This is a genomic window from Chryseobacterium sp. T20, assembly GCF_047345655.1.
In the GTDB taxonomy this organism is placed as follows: Bacteria; Bacteroidota; Bacteroidia; order Flavobacteriales; family Weeksellaceae; genus Chryseobacterium.
Map to the genome: position 1 here is coordinate 176,869 of NZ_JBLFDU010000006.1, position 26,492 is coordinate 203,360.

Here is a 26,492-nt window from a genome sequence, read left to right on the forward strand (position 1 = left end):
GTGCTATTTGTGAAATAAATTAGTGTCATTTGTGTTTAAACTATGAAAATACTTCTTTTAGATAAAAACCATCCTCTTATTACTGAACAGCTTTTGGCTCAGAATTTTATTTTAGAAGAGGATTTTACATCGTCTTATGATGAGGTTTGTGATAAAATTGAGAATTACGACGGAATTATTATCAGAAGCCGTATTCCACTAGACAAAAACTTTCTGGAAAAAGGAAAGAACCTGAAATTCATCGCAAGAGTAGGAGCCGGAATGGAAAATATTGATATTCCTGTTGCTGAAAAACTGGGAATTCAGCTAATCAATTCTCCGGAGGGAAACAGAGATTCTGTGGCGGAGCATGTAGTGGGAATGCTATTGGTGATCATGAACAGACTTTTTATTGCTTCTCAGGAAGTGAAAAACGGGATCTGGAAACGTGAAGAAAACAGAGGAGATGAGCTATTAGGAAAAACTGTAGGGCTTATCGGATATGGAAATATGGGAAAAGCTACTGCGAAAAGACTTTCAGGATTCGGATGTAAGGTGATTTTCCATGATATTCTTCCTGATCTTTCTGATGAATATGCCACACAGGTTTCATTAGAAGAATTAAAACAATCTGCAGAGGTTGTAAGTTTACATATTCCTTTAACTTCAGAAACCCATTATCTTATTGATCAAACATTCATTGCAGAAATGAAAAATGATTTCTATTTCGTGAATACGGCAAGAGGAAAGAATGTTGAAACTAAAAGTTTAGTAGAAGGGTTGAAATCAGGAAAAGTAAAAGGTACTTGTCTTGATGTATTGGAATATGAAAAGTCTTCTTTCGAGAGCATTGAATCAGAAAATGAAGATTTAAAATATCTTCTGGAATCAGAAAAAGCGATTGTCACGCCTCATATTGCCGGCTGGACGCATCAGAGCAAAGAAAAACTGGCCCAGTTTATTGTAGATAAAATAGTAGCTTCACATTGTTAAGCTAAGCAATATATAAAAGATAAAAAGACGAGTTTACAAAAAGTGAATTCGTCTTTTTTTATTAATTTCGGATTAATAACTTTTATATAATCATGATCTGGACACCAATATCCATTGAAGAAATTTTTGAAAAAATTTACTCGACAGAAAAAGATTTAAATGGACATCTTTTAAACTTCTGGGATTTACTCAGAATATACCCTGAAAAATGGTACGAAGAAGAGTATGGACAAGAAGGAGGAGGGTTTTGGGTAGTAGGATTAATAGGCAGAAGAGTAATTTATTATAATGACATTGAAGAAGGATTTAATATTTCAGAGTATTCAGCATATGGGACCATTGATAATTATTATTGTAACCAGGATGATTTGAATATTGCAATTTTAAATCTGTATAGTCTTATTACATTTGGCGGAAGAATAATAGGGCAAGCAGGTCCTCCTATTTGATAAGCTTTAGATTCTCAGGAAGTCAATTTAACTTTCTCTTCTTTTTATTTCTTCACTTTCCCGATTTTGCCTTTTCACATTTTTAATTCTCTATTCATTTATGTTAAATAATTCATAATATCCATCTCATATTTATTATTTATTTTGAGTTTTATTAAATTGCCGCTCATTTTTGAATCTCATGAAGACGCGTAATTTTGTACTTATCCTAACTGTTTTATTATCGATATTTTCCTGTAAAAAAAAGTCTGAAGCCAAAGAAGCTTCGGCTGAAAATACAACCAATCTGCCCAACTATGGAAATGTAGATCTGGGTGATGTTTTTACAAAAGGGGACGGACAACTTCTGAACAGACAGACTACTGTAAGTTATATCGATCAGTATTACAAAAAGATATGGGAAGGAGGAGACCTTAGCGGTGGGATTCTTGTTGCCAAAGGTGATGAAATCCTGTATGAAAATTACAGAGGTTTCGGAAGAGAAGGAAACCAGATGCCAATCGATAAAAATACACCTTTGCACGTTGCTTCAGTTTCGAAAACTTTAACGGCAATGGCCATGATGAAGTTGATAGAGGCAGGCAAAATAAAATTTACAGATCACCTTACTCAGTTTTTCCCAGGATTTCCCTATCCTAATGTTACCGTTCAGACTTTATTGGATCAAAGAAGTGGTCTTCCGAAATATGAATATTTTATTACCAAGATACAGCCAGCTCCGGCAGAACTTTCCAAACCATTTATTACGAATGAAGATGTATTGAACATGATCATCAAATACAAACCTGATCTGGCGAGAGATACAGATACAGGATTCATGTATTGCAATACGAACTTTGCTTTATTGGCTTTATTAATTGAAAAAGTGACCAAAACTCCTTTTCCACAGGCGATGAAAGAAATGGTTTTCACACCATTGAAAATGAATAATACGTATATCTTTCAGGAAAAAGATATTCCAACAGCAGCACAGTCTTTTTATTATGGAGGAAATAAGCTGTATCCTTTAGACAGACTTGATCTGATTTATGGAGATAAAAATGTGTACACTACGCCAAGAGATCTGTACAATTTCTCAAAAGCCATGTTTTCGAAAAATTTCCTGAAGCCTGAACTGATGCAGATGGTATTCACTCCTTACAGCAATGAAAAAGCAGGAATGAATAATTATGGATTAGGTTTCAGAATGAAAATATTTGATAACGGTGAGAAGCTTACTTATCATAACGGATGGTGGCATGGAACCAACTCTGTATTTGCCCATCTTTTAAAATCTAAGGTTACCATCGTAGCTATTGGAAACAAATATTCAAACAAAGTATATACAGCTCTTGCATTATCCGGATTATTTGAAGATTTCCCTCTACAGAAAGAGAAGCTTCATACAGTGATGCATGACAATAAAGATACTTTGAATTCCGGACAGGAAGTTTTTGGAGAATAATGTTTACTTTTGCCTAAACATTTTCATGAAAAGGTTTCTTTTATTATTCGTTATCTGTTTTCTTGTACATTCATGTGCAAGAGTAGGATCTCCTGTTGGAGGGCCTAAGGATACTCTGGCACCGAAGTTTTTAAGTTCAAACATTGATACAACAAGAATTAATGTCAAAAGAGATATTCACCAGCTCCGTCTGGACTTTGATGAATATGTGACATTGAAGGATATCAATAAAAACCTGATTATTTCACCTCCTATCAAAGGGATAACGAGGATTCTTCCGTCCAATATTGCCAACAAATTTGTTCTGATTCAATGGTCAGATACTCTTCAGGCTAATACAACCTACAACTTCAATTTTGGGAATTCAATTGTTGATAATAACGAATCCAATATACTGAGATATTTCAATTTTGCTTTTTCTACAGGCGATAAATTGGATGACCTTTATATCAGTGGTGAAATAAAAGATGCCCTGGATACTAAAAAGAAAACAGGAACTACAACAGCTGAAAATAAACTTGTAGTAGGATTGTATCAGGTAAAAGATACAATGGATTACAAGAAAAAGCCTTACTATATCACAAAGGTAGATGAAGACGGATATTACGAGTTAAACTATCTGACTCCTGGAAAATATAAAATTATTGCTTTTGAAGATGAGAACGGAAATTCTATGTATGATCCGGGAAAAGAAAAAGTAGGATTCCAGAAAGATCCGATCAATTTTGAGAAATCTATTTCAGGATTAAACTTAAAAGTATATCCTTCTAAAAAGGCTGTAAAGTATGTAGAAATGAAAGAAATCTCAGGAGGTGTTCTGATGACTTTTGAAGGAAACCCTGATGAAGTAAAAGTTCAGTCTCTGAATGAGAAACTGAAAGATGTAAAAATAACCCATACTCCGAAATCAGACTCTGTAAGAATCTGGTTTGATGCAGCAAAAGATAATGTAGGGCAGGACGCCAACGAAAAACTGATATTTACCCATAATAAAGGTCCGAAAAAAGACAGTGCCTACAGTGTATCTTTATTTTACAGATACAATAAAAAGAATGTCATGGATCTCAACAGTGATAATGGAGGTGAATCATTAGCTCCAAAGTCAGATTTTAAGATATCTTCCAATTATATAGTTGATAAAATTGATCCTTCAAAATGGACATTGAGAGTAAAAGGAGACAGTTTAACAACGTTACCGTTTACTGCTAAAATTTCAGAAACAAATCCTTATCAGATTCAGGTACAGTCAGATTTTGTGATGGGAAAAAGTTATGAGCTTACTGTTCCTAAGGAAACCGTATCCTCATTCTATGCAAAAAATACTCAGTCTAAGCGTTTCGATTTTGATGTTGACAAGATAGACCAGTTTGGAAGTGTTGAATTCTCCATTTCTAATGCACCTACGACAAATTATTGGATTCAGCTGCTGGATTCTTCAGACAAAATAGCCTATCAGAGGTATATAAAAGGAGATAAAGTGAAATTTGATATCCTGAAACCTGGAGAATATGTTGTGAGAATTCTGGTGGATAATAACGGGAATAAATATTGGGATGAGGCAGATTTTGCGAATGATGTTTTTGCTGAAGATGCTTATATTTTCTATAAAAAAGTGATCATTAGAGGTCTATGGGAAACAAGAGAAGAGTGGGATCTGAAGGATACCAAAACACTTGATAATCCTAAAGGAGCTACACCCGCTGTAGCAACTCCTGCTGTGGAAACACCACCTGCTCCGACTGAAGTGAAACAGGAAGCTAAAAAAGAATTAAAATCTCAAAATGCTGTTTTAACGCCAGTAAAGTAAGCTGATGAAGATTGCTAAGAAAATAATATTCTGGACATTGGTGGCATTTGCCCTGATTCAGTTCTTTCCTATCGACAGAACCAATCAGCCTGTGGATACGAAGGTAAACTTTGTTGATGCAAGGAAATCACCGGAAAAGATCAGAACATTGCTTAAAAATGCCTGTTACGACTGTCATTCCAATGAAACAGTCTACCCGAAATATGCTTTTATTGCGCCCGTTTCCTGGTCTGTAAAAAGCCATGTGAATGAAGGTAGGGAACATCTTAATTTTTCTGCCTGGCAAACTTATAATAAGGATTTAAAGGAGAACATGCTTACTAAATCTATTCAGACCATTCAGAATAAAACAATGCCGATGCCTGGCTATATTGTGTACCATAAAGAGGCTAATCTTTCAGAAGCAGAAAGAGCATTACTGATTCAGTATTTTGAAGAAATGCTGAAGACTAAAACTTATTAATTTTCTACCATAAAAAAACTCCCGCAGATTTCGCAAATCCAGCAGATGATTGTGTTATACAATCTGCTTAACTTGCAAAATCTGCGGGAGAATATTTACAAAAATTATTTCTTTAAATAGCTCTCAAAAAATCTCTTCTGAGAATCGAAAGCAAGATCTTCAAGATCCAGATCCTGTAAAGGAATCCAGACGGCTTCCGAAATCTCAGAGAGCTCAAGATTTACCTCAAACTTTTCTGAAACATTGTATTCATAAAAGAGATCGATCGTATTATAATCAATTTCCTTGTATTGATAGATGTTCGGAAGACTGGTGAGGTATTTCAGGTTAGAAATATCGATATCAAGCTGAAGTTCTTCAAAAAGTTCTCTTTTACAGGTTTCCTCTGCACTTTCTTTAGGGTCGACAAATCCTCCTGCAAGATCGAGTTTCCCTTTTTTAGGATCTCTGTTTCTTCTGGTAAGATAAATTTCGTCTCCACATCTGATGACAACCGCTACAGCACCTGCCACATTATTATACAAAGTAAAACCACATTCCGGACAGCTCCATTTCTTTTCACCATCCCAGTGTAAGGACTCTTTGCCACAGCTTGGACAATATTTCAATAGTTTCATTGAGCAATATTAATATTTCTCGGGTGATAACTCAAAATAACATCCCTTAATTCTTCCGTTTTCAGGTGCGTATAGATTTCAGTTGTTGTAATACTGGAGTGTCCCAGCATTTCCTGAATATAACGCAAATCTGCTCCATTCTGTAATAAATGGGTCGCAAATGAATGTCTGAATGTGTGTGGTGATATTTTTTTGTTAACCCCTGCTTTATCTGTAAGTTCTTTAATAATAAGAAATACGATTACTCTGGACATAGAAGTCCCACGGCTGTTTAAAAACAGAGTATCTTCATATTTCTTATTGACTTTTCCTTTAGAACGTACCTCTTTGATATAACTTTCAAGCAAATCTGCGGTATAATCAGCTAAAGGGACAAAACGGGTTTTGTTTCCTTTTCCGTGTACCTTAATGTATTGCTCTTTGAAGTTGATATTGGAGATCTTCAGATCGATCAGTTCAGAAACACGAAGTCCGCATCCATATAGTACCTCTATGATGCAGTGGTTTCTTTTTCCAAGATCTGTATTGACCTCAATAGCAGCAATAATTTTGTTGATATCAGGCAGGCTTAAAGTATCAGGTAGATATAATCCCAGTTTAGGGCCTTCAAGTAACGCCGCAGGATTGTCTTCACGATATTCATCCTCCAGCAGAAATTTAAAGAAAGCTTTGATGGAAGATATCCATCTTGCTTGTGATCTCTCACTGAATTTCTGTTTGGAAAGATTGAAAATGTATTCCTGCAGGTTTTCGTAACCGATGGAGTCTGGACCGACGTTTTCCAGATCCTCTTCTGCGTAATCTTTTAATTTCTTAATGTCCCGAACGTAAGCGTCGAGCGTGTTTTCTGAAAAATTTCTTTCGAAACGAAGAAATATTTCAAAATCTTTGATCTTTTCATCCCAAGTCATTTGTGCTTATTTTTTTAGTTCACAGTCCGATATTTGTTCTATTTCAATGTTATGGTTCCTCAGGAACGATATTCCATCGTCATCCGAATACTCATTAATGTACACCAGTCTCGTAATCCCTGCCTGCAGAATCAGCTTGCTGCATTCTTTACATGGAGACAGCGTTAAATATAACGTTGCTCCTTTTGCAGATTGGGTAGAGGCAGCCAGCTTTAATATAGCGTTGGCTTCCGCATGCAATACGTACCAGTGTGTTTTTCCATCTTCATCTTCACAGCAGTTTTCGAATCCCGAAGGAGTCCCGTTGTAACCATCTGAAATAATCATCCTATCTTTTACGATAAGAGCTCCCACCTGTTTTCTCTTACAGTAGGAGAGTTTTGCCCATTCCTGAGCCATTTTTAGATAAGCTTTATCAAACTTATTCATACCGCAGCATTGTTTTTTTTCGAAATAATTTGGATTAAAATCTTTTAGAAAGATTTAGAAGTTAGGCTTTCTCTTCTCTAGAAACGCAGTAACTCCTTCTTTCTTATCTTCCATTTCAAAAAGTTCTCCGAAATATTTGATTTCAGTTTCAAAACCTTTCTCCGTATCCGATAAATTCACGGCATTTATAGCCTTTGATATTGCCATTGGTGAATTGTAGGCAATCGTGTTTGCTAATTCTTTCGTTTTGGTTAATAATTCTTCAATAGGGTATACTTCATTCACCAATCCGATCTCTTTTGCTTTTTGAGCAGGGATCATTTTGGCTGAGAAGATCATTTCATTGGCAATACCTTTTCCTACAAGCTTTGGAAGCCTCTGAGTTCCTCCATATCCTGGAATTAATCCAAGAGTTACCTCAGGAAGCCCTAATCTGGCGTTTTCCGATGCGTATCTGATGTGGCATGCCATGGCAAGCTCCAAACCTCCTCCTAATGCAAAACCGTTTACGGCTGCAATGACAGGTTTAGACATATTTTCAATTTTGTTGAACAATGTATTTTGTCCGTTTCTTGCAAGTTCTTCAGCTCTTTCCTGTCCGAAGTCACTGAATTCCTTGATGTCAGCTCCCGCTACAAAAGATTTTTCTCCACTTCCGGTAAGGATAATTACTCTACATGAAGTGTCAGCATTAAGCTCATCCAGTGCGGTACTGATTTCCTGAATTGTTTTGGCATTTAAAGCATTTAAACTCTCAGGTCTGTTTATGGTAATGATAGATAATTTATCTTCTTTTTTTAATAATATGTTCTCGTAACTCATTTTTCCACTTTAAAATATCATCCTTTGCAAATTATGAATTTTTTACAAAAAAAAGGAAAAAATATTATTTTTTTTTCCTTTTTTTTAATTTATCATTCAATATGATTATTTGGAATGATTCATCATATTTGCATCAATATTGACGTTTAGTTGAGAAGCCACTTTCATGCCAAGCTCAATGTTAGCACGGAAAAAGTGACATAGTTGTCTGTTGATAATCTCATCTTTCTTCGGCCCGGTAATGCCATTCATACTGCCTACGATATTTTTAATCAAATGATCTCTGTCTTCAGCATTCATTGCTTTTGAATACAAAAGTCCCGGTTGGGTATAGTGATCACTGTCGTTGTCATTTCTGTTGTAGCTGGCAACATGAGCACTGTCTAACTCATATTCATAGTTTTTATAAGATGAATCTGCTTTGATGTCATCAAAACTGTTCGGGTGGTAATTAGGTTTGTCCTGATACTGGCTTGAATCTGCCATATAACCATCTCTTTGGTAGTTGTTGACTTCAAATGGGCATCTGTTCACTTCCAGCTGATGAGCGTTGACACCTACTCTGTAACGGTGAGCGTCAGGATATGAGAATAATCTTCCCTGAAGCATTTTGTCCGGTGAGAAACTGATTCCGTTAATTAAGTTACTTGGTGAAAAAGTAGACTGCTCTACATGAGCGAAATAATTGACAGGTACTTCGTTCAGTTCCATTTCTCCTACTTCAATCAAAGGGAAATCATCATGGAACCATACTTTGGTTACATCAAAAGGATTCCATCTGAAATCTTTTGCCTGCTCCTCAGTCATTACCTGTATAAATAAAGTCCATTTCGGGAAATCTCCGTTTTCAATAGCGTTGCAAAGATCTTCCTGTGCAAAGTCCGGGTTTTCTCCTGCCATTTTTACGGCTTCTTCCTCCGTGAAGTTTTTTACGCCTTGTTTTGTTTTAAAATGGAATTTCACCCATACTCTTTCGTTCTGATCATTAATCATAGAGAAAGTATGAGATCCGAAACCGTGCATATGTCTGTAGCCGTGAGGCGTTCCTCTGTCTGACATTAAGATAAGAACCTGATGAAGTGATTCCGGGTTTAAACTCCAGAAATCCCACATCATGGTGGCGCTTTTTAAGTTGGTTTTTGGTACTCTTTTCTGAGTATGAATAAAATCCGGGAATTTTTTTGCATCCTTAATAAAGAATACAGGAGTATTATTTCCTACCAGATCCCAGTTCCCATCTTCAGTATAAAATTTTAATGCAAATCCTCTTGGGTCTCTTGCTGTATCTGCACTTCCTTTTTCACCTCCCACGGTAGAAAATCTTGCAAACATTCTGCATGAGTTTCCTACTTTTGAAAACAGTTTTGCTTTCGTGTACTGGCTGATGTCATGCGTTACGGTGAAAGTTCCGTAAGCTCCGCTTCCTTTGGCATGCACAATCCTTTCAGGAATTCTTTCCCTAACGAAATGTGCAAGGTTTTCCTGGAGAATAAAGTCCTGCAACAATACCGGGCCTCTTGGTCCTACCGTCTGTGAATCCTGATGTTCAAAATAAGGTGCGCCGTTACTTAACGTTAATTTTTTAGAATCCATATCATTAATGATTTGTATAAATGTTTTTTGTTTTTCTAAATCCAAGTGTAAAGGTAATGAATATCAAATTTACTTGAATTTTTAATTGCTAATAGCAAAAACGTTATATCTTTGTAATAGATAATATTAATCAAATGAACATTCAGCAACTGGAGTATCTTATCGCTGTTGATAAGTATAAACATTTTGGTAAGGCCGCTCAGGCGTGTTTTATTACCCAACCTACGTTAAGTGCCATGATACAGAAATTTGAGGATGAACTGGATGTAAAGGTGTTTGACAGAACTACCCACCCGATTCGTACTACGGATGTAGGTCTTCAGATTATTGATCAGGCAAAGGTAATTATCGAGTCTGTCAATGAGCTGAAAAACAAAGCCAATCTTTTGAATAATATTCTAGGAGGGACTATCAATCTGGGAATCATTCCTACAGTGTCTTCTTTCATTCTGCCTACAGAGATTTTCAAATTCCTGGAGGAAAATCCGAAGATTCAGATGAATGTAAAAGAAATGACAACAGATAATATTATTAAAGCTCTGAAAGCAGGAGAACTGGATGCGGGAATTATTTCCACTCCTTACGATACCGCTGACGAGTTTTATCAGGATTTCCTGTTCAACGAGGAGTTGATGATTTACAGCTCTAATACCGAAGCTAACAAAAAGAATTCTTATATCATTCCGGAAGATCTGAATGTAGAGAAAGTATGGCTGCTTGAAGAGGGAAACTGTCTGAGAAATCAGTTTGAAAATATCTGTCACCTGAAAGAAAATACCCTGAAGCCTAAAAATTTAGATTTCTTAGCTTCCAATATCCAGACTTTGGTACACATGGTGGATAAAGTAGGAGGAATCAGTATTCTGCCGGAACTGGCACTGAGCCAGCTTTCAGAGGAGCAGAAGAAAAACGTTTTCAGATTCAAAAAACCTTTCCCTTATCGAGAAATCAGTATTATTTATTATAAACCAACCTTTAAGCAAAAAATTATTGATGAATTGTCACATTCTATCAAAACTTCTTTAGAACTTAAGTTGAATTACCACGAAAGTCCGAAAGAATTTGTAAGCATTAAGCCTCAGTAATGGAAATGCTTTAAAGTGATAGAAATCATCAATTTAAATAAAAGTATAATTAATAAACAAAATTTTTGAGTATTACGAAAATAGTACTTAAATTTGCTGACGTTTATTACGAGGAAAAATTTGACCTGATTGCAACCTCTATAAAAAAATGCTAAAACAGTATTCTTTTTTCTGGGCAATTGTATTTCATATTTTTCTTCAAAACCATTTTTTAAATCTTTAAAAACAAAAGAATTATATGTCTTATTTATTTACATCTGAATCAGTTTCAGAAGGACATCCGGATAAAATTGCCGATCAGATTTCCGATGCATTAATCGACCATTTCTTAGCCTATGATAAAGATTCAAAAGTAGCATGTGAAACTCTTGTAACTACCGGACAGGTGGTGTTGGCAGGAGAAGTAAAATCAGATGCTTACCTTGATGTACAGACCATTGCCAGAGAAGTAATCAACGGAATCGGGTATACGAAAGGTGAATATATGTTCAACGGAGACTCTTGCGGAGTTATTTCTGCTATCCATGAGCAGTCACCTGATATCAACCAGGGAGTTGACAGAGCTGTAAATGATGAGTCTTTCGAAGCTAAAGCAAATGCACAGGGAGCAGGAGATCAGGGAATGATGTTCGGGTATGCTACCAATGAAACGGCAAACTATATGCCTCTTGCATTGGATCTTGCCCACACAATCCTGAAAGAACTTTCTGCTATCAGAAGAGAAAATAAGGAAATCACTTATCTTCGTCCTGATGCAAAAAGCCAGGTAACGATTGAGTATTCTGATGATCATAAACCAATCAGAATAGATTCTATCGTAGTTTCTACTCAGCATGATGACTTCGGAAGTGAAGAAGAGATGTTGAACAAAATCCGTGAGGATATCAAAAATATTCTGGTTCCAAGAGTTGTTGCACAACAGACTGAAGAAATTAAAGCTTTATTCAACGATCAGATCAAATATCACATCAATCCTACTGGGAAATTCGTAATCGGAGGACCTCACGGAGATACAGGCCTTACAGGGAGAAAAATCATCGTTGATACCTACGGTGGTAAAGGAGCTCACGGTGGTGGTGCTTTCTCTGGAAAAGATCCTTCTAAAGTAGACAGAAGTGCAGCTTATGCAACAAGACATATTGCTAAAAACTTAGTGGCTGCAGGCGTAGCGGATGAAGTTTTAGTACAGGTTTCTTATGCGATTGGAGTAGCTGAACCTTGTGGTTTGTACATCAACACGTATGGAACTGCAAAAGTGGATCTTCATGATGGGGATATTGCGAAAAAAGTTTCTGCTATTTTTGATTTAAGACCTTATGCTATTGAGCAGAACTTAAAATTAAGAAACCCTATTTATCAGGAAACAGCTTCTTACGGACACATGGGTAAAGAGCATTATGTAGCTGATAAAACATTCAATAAAGGACATAAGAATGAGATTACTTTAAAAGATCTTGAGTTCTTTACATGGGAAAAACTTGACAAAGTAGAGGAGATTAAAACCGCTTTTGGAATTTAATTTCTCTTTAAAGAATAATAATGAACTGCTTTATCTTTGGATAAGGCAGTTTTTTTTAATTTTACACCTTAATAATATAGAAAGATGATGAATTTTCGAACTGTAGTTGCTGCCCTGTCCCTGTTTTTGCTAAGTACATTAGTAAAAGCTCAATATACCATGCATAAAATGATCAGTGTAGGGTATACTTACCAGAATCAAAGTTTTGGTGAAGTAGGAGGTAAATTACTTTTTCTTAAAAATGATGATGTGATTTACAGATTGGGAGGATCTGCAATGATGGGATCTGTGGATTCTAAATTTGCTATTATGCCGAAACTACAGGCTGATGTCCTTCTTAATTTTGAAAAAAATGTAGACTTCTATCACTCTTATTACTTTTTAGCAGGAGTGGAAGGAACCAATAAATACATTGCCCCTAAGATTGGAGTTACCCTATTTGGGATGCTTGATCTTACAGGAGGCTATGCTTTTCCTATCGGAGATACCCGACTGAACGGTAAAGAGATGAAAGGGCTGAATGTTAATTTTACATTAAATATCCCTACAGTCTTTATTCATGACATGTTTAAATGATTTTTTTTAGATTTTTCTCTATAAAATTTAATAATAGGTTAACAGTTATTAAAAAATTATTATATTTACATCATAATAATTGTACTACCGCCTATAGAAGAGACTCTACTCTAGAACTGTTTTGTTTATACAGCAAAGGCCAGAAGAAATATCTGGTAGAATGCCTGTCTGCAAATATTTATATTGAGAAGAGTTATGAAATCAAAATCGGATAGTTTACTAATTTCCCTTTACCAGAAAGGTGATGAGAGCGCATTATCAACCCTCATTCACCGTCATCAGAGAGAACTTTTTACATTCATTTTTTACAAAATTAATGATGAAGATTTAGCCAACGATATCTTTCAGGATACATTCATGAAGATTATTGTAATGCTGAAAGAAGGACGCTATAACGAAGAAGGCAAATTTATTCTTTGGGCGAAAAGAATTTCCCACAATTTAATCATCGATCATTTCAGGTCAAAAGCCAAGAATATCAAAGTTTCGGAAACTACTTTTGAGACCGATGAATATTCTATCTTTGATTTGATCAGAGAGCCTTCGGAAAATATTGAGGATCAACTAGTGACCAACCAGATTCAGGAGGATCTTCTGAGAATGTTACAGTTTTTACCACAAAATCAACAGGAGGTAATCAAACTGAGGTTTTTTGATGGTTTGAGTTTCAAAGAAATTGCAGACCATACAGAGATGAGCATTAATACTACTTTAGGAAGAGTAAGATATGCGCTGATCAACCTGAGAAAAATCATGGATGAAAATAATATAATATTAACAAGATAGATAATATTTCCGAAAAATTCACGTTTTAAAGAAAACATACTTCGCCTATGAAAAAAAATGATTCTTTAAAAGTGAAAACTTTGAAACCTAAGAAACAAACAATTGATTTTTTGCTGAATTTTTCTAAAAGCCTTGAGATTGTGAAAAGCAAGAGCAAAAATTATCCTATTACAAAAAATTAAAATTATTAACTTTGTGCTGTATGAAAATGCAGCACGTTTTTTTTGACCTGGATAATACACTCTGGGATCATCGCAGAAATGCCTATCTTACCATCAAAGATCTTTTTGAAAAACAGGAAATTACTTCAAAATACCATATTGATTTTGAAGAGTTTCATTCTGTATATCACGATATCAACGAAGAGTTGTGGGAAAAGATCAGAGATGGAATTATTGGCAAAGAGTACTTGAGAGAACACCGTTTTTATGATTCATTTAAACATTTTGGAGTAGATAATAAAGAGCTTGCTCTTTATTTTGAAGAAAACTTCCTTGATAATATTGTGAGTCATAACGAATTGGTAGAAGGCGCTGAAGATGTTTTAGAATATCTGAAAGCTAAAAATTATACACTACACATTATTTCCAATGGTTTTCAGGAAGTAACGGAAAGGAAATGTACCCTGTCCGGAATTGCCCCTTATTTTAAAACAATTACCAGCGCAGACGCAGTAGGAGTAAGAAAACCCAATCCAAGGATTTTTGAATATTCATTAGGACTTTCTGAAGCCAGAAAAGAAGAAAGTATCCTGATTGGGGACGATTGGATTGCAGATGCCATGGGTGCTACGGATTTCGGAATGGATGCGATCTTCTTTGATGTCTATAAAGAAGACAAACAGAAAGAAGGTTTAAAAGCCATTACCCATCTTCAGCAGATTAAAGAATATTTATAAAATATTAGACTATAAAATCTGATAAAAAGCCACTAAGACGACCTTAGTGGCTTTTCTGTTTTCAATACCCTGCAGAAATCAATACAAACATCTGAGATCATCTGTGTCAATCTGTGGTTAAATTAAAGATTCTCCACCAAAATCATTTTTCCCAATTCTTTCCCAAATTGATTTGGAACTTTGCTCCATAATAATAACAGAAAAATGTAATAGTATGAAAAATGTAAAGAAAATCACAGGAGTATTAATGGTCTTATTTTTATTGATCGGAGGCTTTGTTTCCGCACAGGACAGAGCAATCAATGCGAATCAGTTACCGAAAACAGCTAAAAACTTTCTGGCTGCTCATTTTAAAGGAATACCTGTGACCTCGGCAATAGAAGACAGAGAAATCTATGGAGTAGATGAGTACAAAGTATATCTGACGAATGGAATGAAAATGGAATTCGACAGCAATGGAAACTGGAAAGAGGTGGATGGAAAACATCAGAAAATCCCTTATGGTTTTATTCCTGCTTCAATCAGAAATTACAGCACGAAAAACTTTCCTAACACTTATATTATTAAGATTGAAAAGAAAAGATGGTCTTATAAAGCAGAACTTTCCAATGGATTGGAGCTTGAATTCGACAGGAATGGGAATTTTAAAAGAATCGATGATTAACACTTAGCCGAATACAAACACTAAATATTAATACTATGGTCAACTGGAATTTAATAAACAGCGATGGAAGAAAGGTTTCTTCTGCTAAGATTAGAAAAAGTATTGTGTCTTTTATGACAAAGCACCATCCCGGTAGCGTGATTGATTCTATTGAGAAAAAATATAATGCCTATAAAATCAATCTGATGAATGGCTTATGCCTTGTTTTTGACACAGACGGGCGCTATGTTAAATCGAATTAATGGTAAGGATGGAAGTTGGTGGCTGGAAGAGGGAAGTGATAGAGGACTTCAAAGATTGATGGAGTTCAAATAACTTCCAGCTTCCCTCTTCAATTCTTCCCACTTTTAATTTCATATATTTGATATACATTAATGAAGTAGCAGAATATACAGATCCAGAAATATGAAGATTTTAATAGTAGAAGACGAACCCGAACTGAAAGATACCGTACAGAAGTTTCTGGAAGCAGAGCATTTCATTGTAGAATATGCGGAAAATTACAGCGGCGGGCTGGAGAAAATTATTTCTTACGAATACGACTGTATTTTGCTCGATATTATGCTGCCTGACGGAAACGGAATAGATCTTTTGAAAGAGATCAAAAAAATGCACAAGAAAGATCCTGTGATCATTCTTTCTGCCAAAGACTCTGTGGACGATAAGGTGGCCGGACTGGAAATAGGAGCAGATGATTATCTGGCAAAACCTTTTCACCTTGCAGAGCTGATGGCGAGAATCAAGTCTGTCATCAGAAGAAAAAATCAGGATGGTGAAAATATCATCCGATACAAAAATATCAGTATTGATCCGGAGAACAGAACGGTGAAAGTAGGTGATGAAGAGCTTGTTCTTAACCGCAAGGAATATGATCTTCTGTATTATTTTGTGATCCATCCGGAGAAGACCTTACAAAAAACAACATTGGCTGAAGCCATTTGGGGAGATTATATCGATCAGGCAGACAGTCTGGATTTTATTTATTCCCAGATCAAAAACCTTCGTAAAAAACTGAAAACCCTCAATGCAGAAGCTGATTTTCAGGCTGTATACGGAATAGGATATAAATTCATCTGATGAAGACTTCATTAAAATATTATACGATAAAATATCTGATCATGATCCTGCTGCTGATTATAGCAGTGTGGGCAGGTCTTTTTTATGCCTATATCCTGGATGAAGTGCATGATAATGTGGATGATGGTTTGAGAGATAGAAAAATACAGATTATTAAAGCGGTGTATCTTAATCCTCAGCTTTTGAAGAATAATGAATTTGGATTCAATGAATTTAAAATCAATCCGATCAAAGCTGGAGATTATCAAAACAAAAGCAGGCTGTACAATAAGATGTACTATATGGAGTATGATGACAAAGATCAGCCTTACAGAGTTTTGGAAGCCGACTTTATTGATCAGTTCAAAGGTCATCAGCGGCTTGTCATCAGAACATCTACGGTAGAAGAAGATGAATTGATATACGACCTTACAACAGCCTTAATTGTGCTTTATATCCTTTTGGTGATAAGTATCGTAGCTGTTAACGGATATCTGCTTAATAAAGCCATGAGGCCGTTCTATCTGATTTTGGATAAACTTAAAAAATATCAGTTTGGAATTCCTTTTTCTCAGGAAAAGCAGAACTATAAGATCACTGAATTTGAAGAATTGAATGTGGAAATCAATGAAATGATTGAACGTAATGAATTGGTTTTCTATCAGCAGAAACAGTTTATTGAAAACGCTTCCCACGAGCTTCAAACTCCTTTGGCTATCGTGATTAATAAAATTGATCTGATGATTCAGAATGATGACTTGGATAAAAAAAATCTGACTTTTCTTACTGAAGTGAAGAATGACCTGAGAAGAATGGTAGGTTTAAACAAATCTTTATTAATGCTTTCCAAGATTGAAAACAGTCAGTTTAATAAAACTTCAGATGTTGATTTTAACGCGATGATCGCTCAATTAGTTCAGAATTATGAAGATTTTATTGCCTTTAAAAAAGTAGAAGTCAGTATCATTGAGAAAGGAAGGTTTATTGCGGATTTCAATCAGGATCTGGCGGATATTCTGTTGTCTAATCTTCTTAAAAATGCAGTAAAATATAACAATGAAGAAGGAACTCTGAATATTATCATTGAAAATAACAGAATCGCATTTCAAAACAGCGGAAATCCTGTGTCTTTAGATCAGTCAAGGATCTTTAACCGCTTTTACAAACAAGGTTCAGATCATACGTCCACCGGACTGGGATTGTCTATTATTAAGACCATTATCAAACAATATCCAGGCTGGGATATTCATTATGAATATGGTGATCAGATGCATTACTTTATCCTGACAAAGAATAATGCTCGATAATAATTTATATCAAAAGAAAAAGCCTTTCAAACGAAAGGCTTTTTTATGTTTAAAATTCAGCATTAGAATCCTAAGCTTGCTCTTACTCTTTTCAGCGTTTCCAGTGCAATAGGTCTGGTTTTCTCCGCTCCTTGCTGAAGTTTTGCTTCAAGTTCATCAAGATTATTCATGTAATAAGCGAACGTTTCTCTTTCTTTCTCAAAACGTACCAGGATAAGATCCAACAATTCTTTTTTAGCATGTCCGTATCCGAAGTTTCCGGCAAGATATTTTGCTCTTAATTCTTCAGTCTGTTCAGGCGTAGCAATAAGCTGATAGATCTGGAATGTTTTATCTGTTTCAGGATCCTTAGGCTCTTCTAAAGATTTCGAATCTGATTCAATGCTCATCACCTGTTTTTTCAATTCCTTTTCAGGTAAGAAAATATTGATGATATTTCCTCTTGATTTAGACATTTTCTGACCGTCCGTTCCAGGAACATATTTAGTGTCTTCCTGAAGTTCAGATTGTGGAAGAACAAGAATTTCACCCATCTGGTTATTGAACCTTGAGGCTACATCTCTTGCAAATTCGAGGTGCTGAAGCTGATCTTTTCCTACAGGAACGATTTCCGCATCATACAGTAAAATATCTGCAGCCATCAGAATAGGGTAAGTAAACAAACCAGCATTCACATCCTGTAGTCTGTCTGCTTTATCCTTAAATGAATGGGCCAGTGTTAATCTTTGATAAGGGAAAAAACATGATAAATGCCAAGAAAGTTCACAGGTTTCAGCGATATCACTTTGTCTGTAGAAATATGTTTTTTCAGTATCTAATCCACAAGCAAGCCAAGCCGCAGCAATCTCGTAGGTATTTTGTCTTAAAGTCTGCGCATCCTTAATCTGTGTAAGCGTGTGAAGATTCGCAATAAATAAAAATGATTCATTTCCTTCCTGCTTGGATAGTTCGATAGCAGGAATAATAGCTCCCAATAAGTTTCCAAGATGGGGCGTTCCGGTGGCTTGTATGCCGGTAAGAATTCTTGACATTTGTTTAAAATTTATATTTAAAAATTAATGAATAGCAAATTTACGAGGTTTGTCGGGAATAACGAAAGATAAAAGATAAAAGATAAAAGATAAAAGATAAAAGATGTTGTTATTAAAATTCAATAGGGGTGGGCTTCAGCCCAGCCAGCTTAAAATTCACCATCCATCCATTGGCTTTAGCCAAAACTTATCAATCCAAAATAATCAATCTATCTTTCCTCAATCATCTGTGGTAATCCGTGTAATCTGTGGTTAAAAAATCAAGGAATCAAAATCTTCTCTCCCCCAAATTTAGGCTCCACACCAAAAAGAAGATCCCAATAGGCTTTAGCTTTTGCAAAATATTCTCTCAAATTAGTCTTTAAGCCTGCATATTTATTCACATCTGCGGCATTATATCCAAAGGCTTCCATTCCATTTTTTCTGGCCAGGAAAACCGCCCTTTCATTATGGAATTTCTGAGAGATAATAACCAGTTTTGTCTGGCTGAAAATATCTTTTGCTCTTACCACAGAATCCAGAGTCCTGAATCCTGCATGGTCTAAAATAATTTTATCCTGCGGAATTCCCTCCTGCATCAGTGCAAGCTGCATATCTTCAGGTTCGTTATAATCCTTGGTACTGTTATCACCACTAACGATGATGTATTGTATTTTTCCGCTTTTGTATAAATCACTTGCGGCCTTAATTCTGTTATAGAAATAAGCATTTGGAGTTCCGTTGCTCAGAAGTTTTCCTGTTCCCAGTAATAATGCAGTTTTTGCTTGCGGTACATCAGCAGTATTGTAGGAAACAAATGGTGCGCTGTCACTTTTGATGCTGTAATTCGCCCAGGCAATAAAAATAATTCCTGCAACGAAAAGAAGCAGGAAAAATTTAAAAATATTTTTGATTATTTTTTTCATCCGAAAATATATCTTTTAAAACTCCAGACCGTTCGGGAAAGCTTTTTTTCTGAATATTAATAAGAATGCAGCACCTACTGTGATCGCAGAATCAGCAACATTGAAAATATATTTGAAAAACTCAATATGTTTTCCCCCTATCAAAGGCCAGCTTTCAGGAACGTACCAGTCTACTACAGGGAAATGAAGCATATCCACCACACATCCTTTCATAAATGTAGAATATCCGTGTCCGAAAGGAACAAGTTTGGAAATTCCGCCATAGCCAATCCATCGGTCAGTGCTGGCGTCATAAACAGTTCCGCTGTCGAAGATCATTCCATAGAACATTCCGTCAATAAGATTTCCGATTGCGCCTGCAAAAATGATAGCCATTGGAACTAAAAGATAATTAGAGGCTCCTTCTTTCAACCATTTTTTGAACATGTAGATCATCCCTCCAATCAGGAAAACCCTTAGGATAACCAGAAAATATTTCCCGATAATTCCTCCGAAGTGGAATCCATACGCCATTCCTGGGTTTTCAACAAAAGTTTTGTTAAAGAAACCGTTGATGACAGGGATACTCTCATTCAGTTCAAAATGAGTTTTGATATAAATTTTTGAAGCCTGGTCTATTAACAACACCAAAAATGTTATCGCTAAGATCTTTTTCATTACTCTCCTTTAGGTTTTGAGGGCTTTGAAGCCGGCTTTACATTTTTGTTATCGCTTGCTTTCTTGACTACTTTCTGTCCATTGAAAGAGCTCTTAACATGAGCTTTTTCAAATTTAATGCCCATTTCTTTCAGTACGCTTTTCAGTGCGCTCAGCTCCATAGAATTCTTAGGATGTACTATGATAGATTCCATTTCTTATATTTAATTTTTACATTTTGGACAGCTCATCAAGTCTTTTCCTGTCTTTCTCAGACAGATCATTGACTCCATTTTTGCCCATCTTACTCAAAAGTCTGTCGATTTCTTTCTCCCGTTCCCGTTTATCAGAATTGAATTGATCATCAATGGTATAGTTCTTCTGCGGTTCAGGGAAGAATCTGTTTTTGATCCATTCTCTGTTGAAAAACAGCAGCACTAGTGTGACAATCAATCCCAAAATTAATAATTCGTTCATGGGTATACATTAAAAATTAGGTTTATAAAGTATCCTTGAATACGATATAAACCCAATGTTATTTTACAAACCTTACGGTTATTTTTGCATGTTTTTCGCTTCGATGCTCAATGTAGCATGAGGAACGGCTAAAAGTCTTTCCTTAGGAATCAGTTTTCCTGTTACTCTGCAAACACCGTACGTTTTATTTTCGATTCTGATCAAAGCATTTTTAAGGTCACGCACGAATTTTTCCTGTCTTCCTGCTAAAATAGAATTCTGTTCTTTGCTTAACGTTTCTGCTCCTTCTTCAAAAGCTTTGAAAGTAGGAGACGTATCATCTGTACCATTATTCTGGTCATTGATGAAACTTTCTCTGATAAGCTGAAGATCTTTTTCTGCTTTTTCTATTTTTTCTTTAATGATCGCTTTAAATTCCTGTAAATCAGCATCGCTGTATCTAACTCTTTCGTCTGACATATTCTTTCTCTTTTTTAATAAAATTATGAAATGGAATTTGAAATATAATAACTACATGTTAATTTTTTTCAACATTTATCTTAAAATTAACCTCATCTATTTCGATTTCGTTAAAATTTGAAAGTGAAGATACAATTTCTATTTTATTTGACAAGACTTCGGAAGAAATATATTCCTCATTTTTCTTAATCTCATTCAAGAAAGGAGAACTTTCTTCTAATGTGATTGAAATTCTGTCTGTCAAATCAAAGTCTTTATCTTTTCGCAGGTTTTGAATTCTGTTGATGAACTCTCTTGCGATACCTTCAGATTTTAATTCATCGGTTAACGTCAAATCTAATGCCACAGTTGTTTTTCCATCAGAAGTAACAGTCCATCCCGGGATATCTTTTGTAGAGATTTCCACATCATCAAGCGTGATCTCATATCCCTGAACGTCTATTCTTCCTTCTTTTTCAAGACCGGCAATCTGCTCTGTAGTAAGATTTGCTATCTCGCCACCTACTACTTTCATGTCTTTTCCTAATTTAGGACCAAGAGCTTTGAAGTTAGGTTTTATCTGTTTTACAATTAAGTGAGATGCTTCTTCAGCATTAATTAACTGTAATTCTTTCACGTTTACTTCCTGCTTGATCAGATCTGCCACAGCAAGAATCTGCTCTTCTGCTTTAGAATCCAATACAGGAACCAATACCTTTTGTAACGGCTGACGAACTTTTACATTCTCTTTCTTTCTCAAAGAGAAAACCATACTTGTAATGTTCTGTGCTAAATGCGTTTTTTCAACCAGATCCTGATCGATTAAACTTTCATCAGCTACCGGGAAGTCTGTAAGGTGTACAGATTCACAGTTTTCTTTTCCTGTTACTTTATTTAAATCCTGATATAACTGATCCATAAAGAATGGTGCAATTGGAGCAGATAATTTAGCCACTGTTTCAAGACAAGTATATAAAGTCTGGTAAGCAGAGATTTTGTCGTCAGAATAATCTCCTTTCCAGAAACGTCTTCTGCACAATCTTACATACCAGTTACTTAAGTTATCATTCACGAAGTTGCTGATCGCTCTTGCAACTCTTGTCGGTTCATAGTCTTCATAGAAAGCTTTGACTTCCTTGATCAGAAGATTAAGCTCAGAAAGGATCCATCTGTCGATTTCCGGACGGTTTTCCACTTCTTTTTCCGAATAGTTGAAGCCATCCACATTCGCATATAAAGCAAAGAATGAGTAGGTGTTATACAATGTTCCAAAGAACTTTCTTCTTACCTCGTCAATTCCTTCAATGTCAAACTTCAGGTTTTCCCATGGGTTTGCATTCGAGATCATATACCAACGCGTTGCATCCGGACCGTATACAGCAAGTGTTTCGAACGGATCTACAGCATTTCCTAAACGTTTTGACATTTTTTGTCCGTTCTTATCCAGAACAAGACCGTTACTCATTACGTTTTTATAAGCAACTGAATCAAACACAGCCGTTCCGATAGCATGAAGCGTATAGAACCATCCACGCGTCTGGTCAACACCTTCAGCGATGAAATCAGCAGGGAATGCTTTATTATTGTCGATTAATTCTTTGTTTTCGAAAGGATAGTGCAACTGTGCATAAGGCATAGAACCTGAATCAAACCAAACGTCGATCAAGTCGCTCTCACGATTCATTGCTTTTCCTGAATCAGAAACCAATACCACTTTGTCTACTACGTTTTTGTGAAGATCCACAAGTTCGTAGTTAGACTCAGACATATTCCCGATGATGAAACCTTTGAACGGGTTTTCAGTCATCAGTCCTGCTGCAATTGATTTTTCGATCTCGTTGTATAACTCTTCTACAGAACCGATGATTTTTTCTTCTTTCAGATCATCTGTTCTCCAGATCGGCAACGGAATACCCCAATATCTTGAACGGGAAAGATTCCAGTCGTTTACATTTTCCAACCAGTTCGCAAAACGTCCTTCTCCGGTAGCTTTTGGCTTCCAGTTGATGTCTTTGTTCAAATTTACCAGTCTGTCTTTTACAGCAGTCATTTTCACAAACCATGAATCAAGCGGATAGTACAATACCGGCTTATCTGTTCTCCAGCAGTGTGGATAAGAGTGGACATATTTTTCTACTTTGAAAGCCTTGTTCTCCGTTTTCAATAAGATGGCAAGTTCTACATCCCATGATTTCTCAGGAGCAGTTCCTTCATCGTAGTATTCGTTTTTGATATAAGTTCCGGAAAATACTGCAGGAACATTTTCTCCTTTGATGAATTTCCCTTGTAAATCTACCAATGGTACAAGATTGTCATTTTCATCTTTTACCAACATTGGAGGGATCTCAGGCTGAGCCATTTTAGCTACTCTCGCATCATCAGCACCAAAAGTAGGAGCCGTGTGAACGATACCTGTACCATCCTCAGTTGTTACGAAATCTCCTAAGATTACTCTGAATGCATTCTCAGGATTGTCATTTGGCGTAAACCAAGGAACTAATTGCTCATATCTTGTATCAACAAGTTTTTCTCCTGTAAATTCTTTTAGTATTCTGAAAGGAATAACTTTCGTTTCCGGAGTATAGTTGGCAAAATCTTCATCTGTTCCTTCTGCATATTTTTTACCGAAAACCTTAGGTAAAAGAACACTTGATAAAACTACTGTTACAGGTTCAAATGTATATTGATTGAAGGTTTTAACTACAACATATTCAATATCTCTACCTACGGTAAGAGCAGTATTGGATGGAAGCGTCCATGGAGTGGTCGTCCATGCAAGGATATGTACATCTCCGTCAACATCATTGAACAATGCTGAAGAGTCTTTCTTTACTTTAAACTGAGCCACAACCGTTGTGTCCGAAACATCACGATAGGTTCCCGGCTGGTTAAGCTCGTGAGAAGAAAGTCCTGTTCCTGCTTTTGGAGAGTAAGGCTGGATCGTGTAACCTTTGTATAACAAGTCTTTGCTATACAACTGCTTCAATAACCACCAAACGGTTTCCATATATTTTGACTTGTACGTGATGTACGGATCATCAAGGTCTACCCAATATCCGATTTTCTCCGTAAGGTTATTCCATACATCGGTATAACGCATTACTGCTTCACGGCAAGCTTTGTTATAGTCTTCAATAGAGATTTTTTTGCCAATATCTTCTTTCGTGATTCCTAACTCTTTTTCTACACCCAGTTCCACAGGAAGACCATGCGTATCCCAGCCTGCTTTACGGAAAACCTGTTTCCCGTTCTGCGTCTGGTAACGGCAGAAAATATCTTTCAATGCTCTTGCCATTACGTGGTGAATTCCAGGCATACCGTTTGCTGAAGGCGGACCTTCATAAAAAACAAACTCAGGATTTCCCTGACGAATCTCAACACTCTTATTGAAGGTTTTATTTTGTTTCCAAAATTCCGCTACATTCTCTGCTACGTCAATAAGGTTGAGGTTTTTGTATTCTTTAAATTGGCTCATTGTAAATATCTCAATATCGTTGATTAATTAAGTCTGCAAATTTACTAAAATTTGTCGGTTTATAATATATGTTTTATTTTGATATCATCTATTAAAAAGTTCAATTTCAGAAATATAAATGGAGAAAGTGAGAAAAAGTGAATAGTGAATGGTGAATAAGTGAATTTTTCCGGGTGTTTTTTATATAAAATTTAATGCAATTTATTCAATAGGAGCGGGCTATTATCCTGAGCATAGTCGAAGGAAGCCCGCTTAAATAATAAAAACATATCCAATGGCTTTAGCCAAAACCTACAACATAATCATCTGTGAAAATCTGTGAAATTGGCGGTCAAAAAAATAAGCATAACTTAAAAATTCGTATATTTAATTAGACGTAAAACCCAAATGCTGTATGAAAATCTTTCCCCAACTGATATTTATGATTTGTTTAATCAGCAGTATCATCACTCAGGCTCAAAATAATTATCCACAGAATTATTTCAGAAACCCACTCAGTATTCCCATGCAGCTGGCAGCCAATTTCGGAGCTATCAGGACCAATCACTTTCATATGGGTTTGGATCTGAGAACCAATAGCCAGGAAAATCTTCCGGTTCTTGCAGCTGCTGATGGCTATGTGAGCAGGATAAAAGTAGAGCGCTACGGATTTGGAAACGCTGTGTACATCACTCATGCCAATGGCTATACAACGGTGTATGCTCACCTGAACAAATATTTTAATGCACTTGATGAATATGTAAAGGAAAGACAATATAAAGACGAAAAGTGGGAACAGGATATTACTTTTCAACCCGGACAGTTTCCTGTGGAAAAAGGACAACAGATTGCTTTGAGTGGAAATACCGGAGGATCTGCAGGCCCACATTTGCACTTTGAAATAAGAGATACCAAAACAGAGGAATGTTTAAATCCATTACTTTTTGGCTTTGCCATTCCTGATAATATAGCACCCATTATAAGCGGATTGTATTGGTATGACCGTCGTTTCAGTACGTATGAACCAGGAGCGAATAGTATTGCCGTAAAAAAAGCGGGGAATATTTATACGGCTGGTCTCATTCAGGTAAATTCTCCGGAAATAAGTTTGGGCATTAAATCCGTTGATAAAGCTAATCAGGGTTTTAATCTAGGTGTTTATAATGCTGACCTATTGATGGATGGCAAGCTGATTTATAGTTTTAAAATTGATAAAATCCACTATGATGATACCCGATATATCAACGGTTGTATAGATTATACCAAATTCATCCGAGATAAAATGGGAATTCAGCACCTGTCCGATTTACCAGGAATGAAACTTCAGAATTATAGTCTTCCAAATTTAACAGGAATGATCAGACTTCAGGATGAAAATGTTCATACCATTGAAATTGTTCTGAAAGACGTGAAAGGAAATACGAGCCGCTTAACAACAAAACTCCAGTTAAGCAAAACCTCAGATAAAATATCTTCTACGGCAAAAACAATAATGGCTAACGAAGCGAAAACCATTACCACAGAAAATACAGAGATTGCTTTCAGTAAAAATGCCATGTATGATGCCGTAAATTTCAATGCCCATGAAAAGCCGGATGCTGATCCGAATGCAGTTTCAAACAGTGTTGTTTTACAAAGTACTTACATTCCCGTTCAGGATGAATATACTTTAAAAATAAAACCGAATAGAAAATTAACCAATACAGAAAAAGACAAAGCCGTTATCCTCCTTGATTATGGCAGCGATAAAACTGTTGTCAAGGTAAAATGGAATGGTGATTGGGCAGAAGGGAAATTCAACAGATTGGGTACTGCAAAATTATTGATTGACAATAATCTTCCATCCGTTTCATCAGGCTGGTCAGAAGGGGCATTGGTTAATAGCGGTTCTCTACTCTTAAAAGGAACAGCAAAAGTAGGAGATATTGTGTCATTTCGTGCTGAACTGGATGGAAAATGGTTGAGGTTTGCCCGCATAAAAGATAATTTTGTTTACACTTTTGATGAAAAATGTCCTAAAGGAAGCGGTTCTCATACTTTAAAAGTAACAACCATCAATACTGCCGGGAATACCAATACACAAACTTTTACGTTTCAAAGATAAAACTGTAGTTGCAATCATGAATACATTTTACATGAATACCTCCTACAAT

General features: G+C 36.0%; 29 protein-coding genes. 16 read left to right on the plus strand and 13 right to left on the minus strand.

All coding sequences use genetic code 11. From position 1 onward, the window contains the following. Window positions 1–42 precede the first annotated feature (42 nt). From ACMA47_RS15400 to ACMA47_RS15420, 5 genes are all read left to right on the plus strand, one after another. Window positions 43–972: a 2-hydroxyacid dehydrogenase gene (locus ACMA47_RS15400; protein ID WP_413930464.1), complete on the plus strand. Its 930-nt coding sequence runs from the start codon at window positions 43–45 to the stop codon at window positions 970–972. 92 nt (window positions 973–1,064) lie between these two features. After that, window positions 1,065–1,421: a hypothetical protein gene (locus ACMA47_RS15405; RefSeq protein WP_413930465.1), complete on the plus strand. Its 357-nt coding sequence runs from the start codon at window positions 1,065–1,067 to the stop codon at window positions 1,419–1,421. A 181-nt stretch (window positions 1,422–1,602) separates the two neighbouring features. Then, the gene (locus ACMA47_RS15410) at window positions 1,603–2,865 is read left to right on the plus strand and encodes a serine hydrolase domain-containing protein (RefSeq protein WP_413930466.1); all 1,263 of its coding nucleotides are present in this window, start codon (window positions 1,603–1,605) and stop codon (window positions 2,863–2,865) included. A 25-nt stretch (window positions 2,866–2,890) separates the two neighbouring features. Continuing rightward, window positions 2,891–4,672: an Ig-like domain-containing protein gene (locus tag ACMA47_RS15415; protein ID WP_413930467.1), complete on the plus strand. Its 1,782-nt coding sequence runs from the start codon at window positions 2,891–2,893 to the stop codon at window positions 4,670–4,672. Window positions 4,673–4,676: 4 nt separating this feature from the next. Beyond that, window positions 4,677–5,135 (plus strand): heme-binding domain-containing protein, encoded by a 459-nt coding sequence (locus ACMA47_RS15420; protein ID WP_253317500.1) that lies wholly within the window; start codon window positions 4,677–4,679, stop codon window positions 5,133–5,135. Between the two features lie 104 nt (window positions 5,136–5,239). Here the strand turns inward: ACMA47_RS15420 and ACMA47_RS15425 are convergent, their stop codons facing one another. From ACMA47_RS15425 to ACMA47_RS15445, 5 genes are all read right to left on the minus strand, one after another. Beyond that, on the minus strand, window positions 5,240–5,752 hold the full coding sequence (locus tag ACMA47_RS15425; RefSeq protein ID WP_413930468.1) for an NUDIX hydrolase: 513 nt from the start codon (window positions 5,750–5,752) through the stop codon (window positions 5,240–5,242). After that, window positions 5,749–6,663, minus strand: coding sequence for a site-specific tyrosine recombinase XerD (gene xerD, locus ACMA47_RS15430; protein ID WP_034692523.1), 915 nt, complete (start codon window positions 6,661–6,663; stop codon window positions 5,749–5,751). Before xerD ends, ACMA47_RS15425 begins: the two co-directional genes overlap by 4 nt. Window positions 6,664–6,669: 6 nt before the next feature. Then, window positions 6,670–7,092 carry a deoxycytidylate deaminase gene (locus tag ACMA47_RS15435; RefSeq protein ID WP_007844123.1) on the minus strand — a complete coding sequence of 141 codons (423 nt, stop codon included), beginning with the start codon at window positions 7,090–7,092 and terminating at the stop codon, window positions 6,670–6,672. Between the two features lie 54 nt (window positions 7,093–7,146). Next, window positions 7,147–7,914 carry an enoyl-CoA hydratase/isomerase family protein gene (locus tag ACMA47_RS15440; RefSeq protein ID WP_413930469.1) on the minus strand — a complete coding sequence of 256 codons (768 nt, stop codon included), beginning with the start codon at window positions 7,912–7,914 and terminating at the stop codon, window positions 7,147–7,149. 105 nt (window positions 7,915–8,019) lie between these two features. Beyond that, window positions 8,020–9,507, minus strand: a complete 1,488-nt coding sequence (locus ACMA47_RS15445) for a catalase (protein ID WP_413930470.1) — start codon at window positions 9,505–9,507, stop codon at window positions 8,020–8,022. A gap of 134 nt (window positions 9,508–9,641) precedes the next feature. Here ACMA47_RS15445 and ACMA47_RS15450 point away from each other — a divergent pair, with 134 nt between their 5' ends. The 8 genes from ACMA47_RS15450 to ACMA47_RS15485 all read left to right on the plus strand — a co-directional run bounded on the left by ACMA47_RS15450 (window position 9,642) and on the right by ACMA47_RS15485 (window position 15,277). Continuing rightward, on the plus strand, window positions 9,642–10,592 hold the full coding sequence (locus tag ACMA47_RS15450; RefSeq protein ID WP_034692517.1) for a LysR substrate-binding domain-containing protein: 951 nt from the start codon (window positions 9,642–9,644) through the stop codon (window positions 10,590–10,592). A 238-nt stretch (window positions 10,593–10,830) separates the two neighbouring features. Beyond that, window positions 10,831–12,111, plus strand: a complete 1,281-nt coding sequence (gene metK / locus ACMA47_RS15455) for a methionine adenosyltransferase (protein WP_413930471.1) — start codon at window positions 10,831–10,833, stop codon at window positions 12,109–12,111. 84 nt (window positions 12,112–12,195) lie between these two features. Next, window positions 12,196–12,687, plus strand: a complete 492-nt coding sequence (locus ACMA47_RS15460; protein ID WP_413930472.1) for a hypothetical protein — start codon at window positions 12,196–12,198, stop codon at window positions 12,685–12,687. A 195-nt stretch (window positions 12,688–12,882) separates the two neighbouring features. Continuing rightward, complete coding sequence (locus ACMA47_RS15465; RefSeq protein WP_034692511.1) at window positions 12,883–13,473, plus strand: RNA polymerase sigma factor; 591 nt, start codon at window positions 12,883–12,885, stop codon at window positions 13,471–13,473. A gap of 47 nt (window positions 13,474–13,520) precedes the next feature. Next, window positions 13,521–13,655: a hypothetical protein gene (locus ACMA47_RS15470; protein ID WP_262510398.1), complete on the plus strand. Its 135-nt coding sequence runs from the start codon at window positions 13,521–13,523 to the stop codon at window positions 13,653–13,655. 20 nt (window positions 13,656–13,675) lie between these two features. After that, window positions 13,676–14,371, plus strand: a complete 696-nt coding sequence (locus ACMA47_RS15475) for a YjjG family noncanonical pyrimidine nucleotidase (RefSeq protein WP_413930473.1) — start codon at window positions 13,676–13,678, stop codon at window positions 14,369–14,371. Between the two features lie 214 nt (window positions 14,372–14,585). Next, complete coding sequence (locus ACMA47_RS15480; protein WP_413930474.1) at window positions 14,586–15,035, plus strand: PepSY-like domain-containing protein; 450 nt, start codon at window positions 14,586–14,588, stop codon at window positions 15,033–15,035. A 35-nt stretch (window positions 15,036–15,070) separates the two neighbouring features. Beyond that, window positions 15,071–15,277: a PepSY-like domain-containing protein gene (locus tag ACMA47_RS15485; protein WP_413930475.1), complete on the plus strand. Its 207-nt coding sequence runs from the start codon at window positions 15,071–15,073 to the stop codon at window positions 15,275–15,277. Here the strand turns inward: ACMA47_RS15485 and ACMA47_RS15490 are convergent. Beyond that, window positions 15,264–15,392, minus strand: coding sequence for a hypothetical protein (locus tag ACMA47_RS15490; RefSeq protein ID WP_413930476.1), 129 nt, complete (start codon window positions 15,390–15,392; stop codon window positions 15,264–15,266). The genes ACMA47_RS15485 and ACMA47_RS15490 overlap by 14 nt on opposite strands. A gap of 48 nt (window positions 15,393–15,440) precedes the next feature. On the opposite strand from ACMA47_RS15490, the gene ACMA47_RS15495 reads away from it, so the two are divergent. After that, window positions 15,441–16,112: a response regulator transcription factor gene (locus tag ACMA47_RS15495; protein ID WP_062675977.1), complete on the plus strand. Its 672-nt coding sequence runs from the start codon at window positions 15,441–15,443 to the stop codon at window positions 16,110–16,112. Continuing rightward, a complete protein-coding gene (locus ACMA47_RS15500; RefSeq protein ID WP_413930477.1) occupies window positions 16,112–17,398 on the plus strand; it encodes a sensor histidine kinase in 1,287 nt (428 codons plus the stop codon). The genes ACMA47_RS15495 and ACMA47_RS15500 overlap by 1 nt, the downstream gene beginning before the upstream one ends. Before the next feature lie 62 nt (window positions 17,399–17,460). Here ACMA47_RS15500 and trpS read toward each other — a convergent pair whose 3' ends face one another. The 7 genes from trpS to ileS all read right to left on the minus strand — a co-directional run bounded on the left by trpS (window position 17,461) and on the right by ileS (window position 24,360). Further along, window positions 17,461–18,429 carry a tryptophan--tRNA ligase gene (trpS, locus tag ACMA47_RS15505; RefSeq protein ID WP_413930478.1) on the minus strand — a complete coding sequence of 323 codons (969 nt, stop codon included), beginning with the start codon at window positions 18,427–18,429 and terminating at the stop codon, window positions 17,461–17,463. 260 nt (window positions 18,430–18,689) lie between these two features. Then, entirely contained in the window at window positions 18,690–19,334 is a 645-nt protein-coding gene (locus ACMA47_RS15510) for a vancomycin high temperature exclusion protein (RefSeq protein ID WP_413930479.1), read from the minus strand. A 15-nt stretch (window positions 19,335–19,349) separates the two neighbouring features. After that, the gene (locus ACMA47_RS15515) at window positions 19,350–19,991 is read right to left on the minus strand and encodes a lipoprotein signal peptidase (RefSeq protein WP_413930480.1); all 642 of its coding nucleotides are present in this window, start codon (window positions 19,989–19,991) and stop codon (window positions 19,350–19,352) included. Continuing rightward, window positions 19,991–20,185, minus strand: a complete 195-nt coding sequence (locus ACMA47_RS15520; RefSeq protein ID WP_413930481.1) for a DUF2683 family protein — start codon at window positions 20,183–20,185, stop codon at window positions 19,991–19,993. Before ACMA47_RS15520 ends, ACMA47_RS15515 begins: the two co-directional genes overlap by 1 nt. A 16-nt stretch (window positions 20,186–20,201) precedes the next feature. Further along, window positions 20,202–20,447 carry a DUF6576 domain-containing protein gene (locus tag ACMA47_RS15525; protein WP_413930482.1) on the minus strand — a complete coding sequence of 82 codons (246 nt, stop codon included), beginning with the start codon at window positions 20,445–20,447 and terminating at the stop codon, window positions 20,202–20,204. A gap of 78 nt (window positions 20,448–20,525) precedes the next feature. Next, entirely contained in the window at window positions 20,526–20,906 is a 381-nt protein-coding gene (locus ACMA47_RS15530) for a TraR/DksA family transcriptional regulator (protein ID WP_002983772.1), read from the minus strand. Between the two features lie 58 nt (window positions 20,907–20,964). Further along, the gene (gene ileS, locus ACMA47_RS15535) at window positions 20,965–24,360 is read right to left on the minus strand and encodes an isoleucine--tRNA ligase (protein ID WP_413930483.1); all 3,396 of its coding nucleotides are present in this window, start codon (window positions 24,358–24,360) and stop codon (window positions 20,965–20,967) included. Between the two features lie 421 nt (window positions 24,361–24,781). Here ileS and ACMA47_RS15540 point away from each other — a divergent pair, with 421 nt between their 5' ends. After that, complete coding sequence (locus ACMA47_RS15540; RefSeq protein ID WP_413930484.1) at window positions 24,782–26,443, plus strand: M23 family metallopeptidase; 1,662 nt, start codon at window positions 24,782–24,784, stop codon at window positions 26,441–26,443. Window positions 26,444–26,492: the final 49 nt, after the last annotated feature.

Bases quoted from the DNA above. Each gene is read 5' to 3' on its own strand.
- ACMA47_RS15400 (WP_413930464.1), top strand. From the start codon at position 43: ATGAAAATACTTCTTTTAGATAAAAACCATCCTCTTATTACTGAACAG.
- ACMA47_RS15405 (WP_413930465.1), top strand. From the start codon at position 1,065: ATGATCTGGACACCAATATCCATTGAAGAAATTTTTGAAAAAATTTAC.
- ACMA47_RS15410 (WP_413930466.1), top strand. From the start codon at position 1,603: ATGAAGACGCGTAATTTTGTACTTATCCTAACTGTTTTATTATCGATA.
- ACMA47_RS15415 (WP_413930467.1), top strand. From the start codon at position 2,891: ATGAAAAGGTTTCTTTTATTATTCGTTATCTGTTTTCTTGTACATTCA.
- ACMA47_RS15420 (WP_253317500.1), top strand. From the start codon at position 4,677: ATGAAGATTGCTAAGAAAATAATATTCTGGACATTGGTGGCATTTGCC.
- ACMA47_RS15425 (WP_413930468.1), bottom strand. From the start codon at position 5,752: ATGAAACTATTGAAATATTGTCCAAGCTGTGGCAAAGAGTCCTTACAC.
- xerD (WP_034692523.1), bottom strand. From the start codon at position 6,663: ATGACTTGGGATGAAAAGATCAAAGATTTTGAAATATTTCTTCGTTTC.
- ACMA47_RS15435 (WP_007844123.1), bottom strand. From the start codon at position 7,092: ATGAATAAGTTTGATAAAGCTTATCTAAAAATGGCTCAGGAATGGGCA.
- ACMA47_RS15440 (WP_413930469.1), bottom strand. From the start codon at position 7,914: ATGAGTTACGAGAACATATTATTAAAAAAAGAAGATAAATTATCTATC.
- ACMA47_RS15445 (WP_413930470.1), bottom strand. From the start codon at position 9,507: ATGGATTCTAAAAAATTAACGTTAAGTAACGGCGCACCTTATTTTGAA.
- ACMA47_RS15450 (WP_034692517.1), top strand. From the start codon at position 9,642: ATGAACATTCAGCAACTGGAGTATCTTATCGCTGTTGATAAGTATAAA.
- metK (WP_413930471.1), top strand. From the start codon at position 10,831: ATGTCTTATTTATTTACATCTGAATCAGTTTCAGAAGGACATCCGGAT.
- ACMA47_RS15460 (WP_413930472.1), top strand. From the start codon at position 12,196: ATGATGAATTTTCGAACTGTAGTTGCTGCCCTGTCCCTGTTTTTGCTA.
- ACMA47_RS15465 (WP_034692511.1), top strand. From the start codon at position 12,883: ATGAAATCAAAATCGGATAGTTTACTAATTTCCCTTTACCAGAAAGGT.
- ACMA47_RS15470 (WP_262510398.1), top strand. From the start codon at position 13,521: ATGAAAAAAAATGATTCTTTAAAAGTGAAAACTTTGAAACCTAAGAAA.
- ACMA47_RS15475 (WP_413930473.1), top strand. From the start codon at position 13,676: ATGAAAATGCAGCACGTTTTTTTTGACCTGGATAATACACTCTGGGAT.
- ACMA47_RS15480 (WP_413930474.1), top strand. From the start codon at position 14,586: ATGAAAAATGTAAAGAAAATCACAGGAGTATTAATGGTCTTATTTTTA.
- ACMA47_RS15485 (WP_413930475.1), top strand. From the start codon at position 15,071: ATGGTCAACTGGAATTTAATAAACAGCGATGGAAGAAAGGTTTCTTCT.
- ACMA47_RS15490 (WP_413930476.1), bottom strand. From the start codon at position 15,392: ATGAAATTAAAAGTGGGAAGAATTGAAGAGGGAAGCTGGAAGTTATTT.
- ACMA47_RS15495 (WP_062675977.1), top strand. From the start codon at position 15,441: ATGAAGATTTTAATAGTAGAAGACGAACCCGAACTGAAAGATACCGTA.
- ACMA47_RS15500 (WP_413930477.1), top strand. From the start codon at position 16,112: ATGAAGACTTCATTAAAATATTATACGATAAAATATCTGATCATGATC.
- trpS (WP_413930478.1), bottom strand. From the start codon at position 18,429: ATGTCAAGAATTCTTACCGGCATACAAGCCACCGGAACGCCCCATCTT.
- ACMA47_RS15510 (WP_413930479.1), bottom strand. From the start codon at position 19,334: ATGAAAAAAATAATCAAAAATATTTTTAAATTTTTCCTGCTTCTTTTC.
- ACMA47_RS15515 (WP_413930480.1), bottom strand. From the start codon at position 19,991: ATGAAAAAGATCTTAGCGATAACATTTTTGGTGTTGTTAATAGACCAG.
- ACMA47_RS15520 (WP_413930481.1), bottom strand. From the start codon at position 20,185: ATGGAATCTATCATAGTACATCCTAAGAATTCTATGGAGCTGAGCGCA.
- ACMA47_RS15525 (WP_413930482.1), bottom strand. From the start codon at position 20,447: ATGAACGAATTATTAATTTTGGGATTGATTGTCACACTAGTGCTGCTG.
- ACMA47_RS15530 (WP_002983772.1), bottom strand. From the start codon at position 20,906: ATGTCAGACGAAAGAGTTAGATACAGCGATGCTGATTTACAGGAATTT.
- ileS (WP_413930483.1), bottom strand. From the start codon at position 24,360: ATGAGCCAATTTAAAGAATACAAAAACCTCAACCTTATTGACGTAGCA.
- ACMA47_RS15540 (WP_413930484.1), top strand. From the start codon at position 24,782: ATGATTTGTTTAATCAGCAGTATCATCACTCAGGCTCAAAATAATTAT.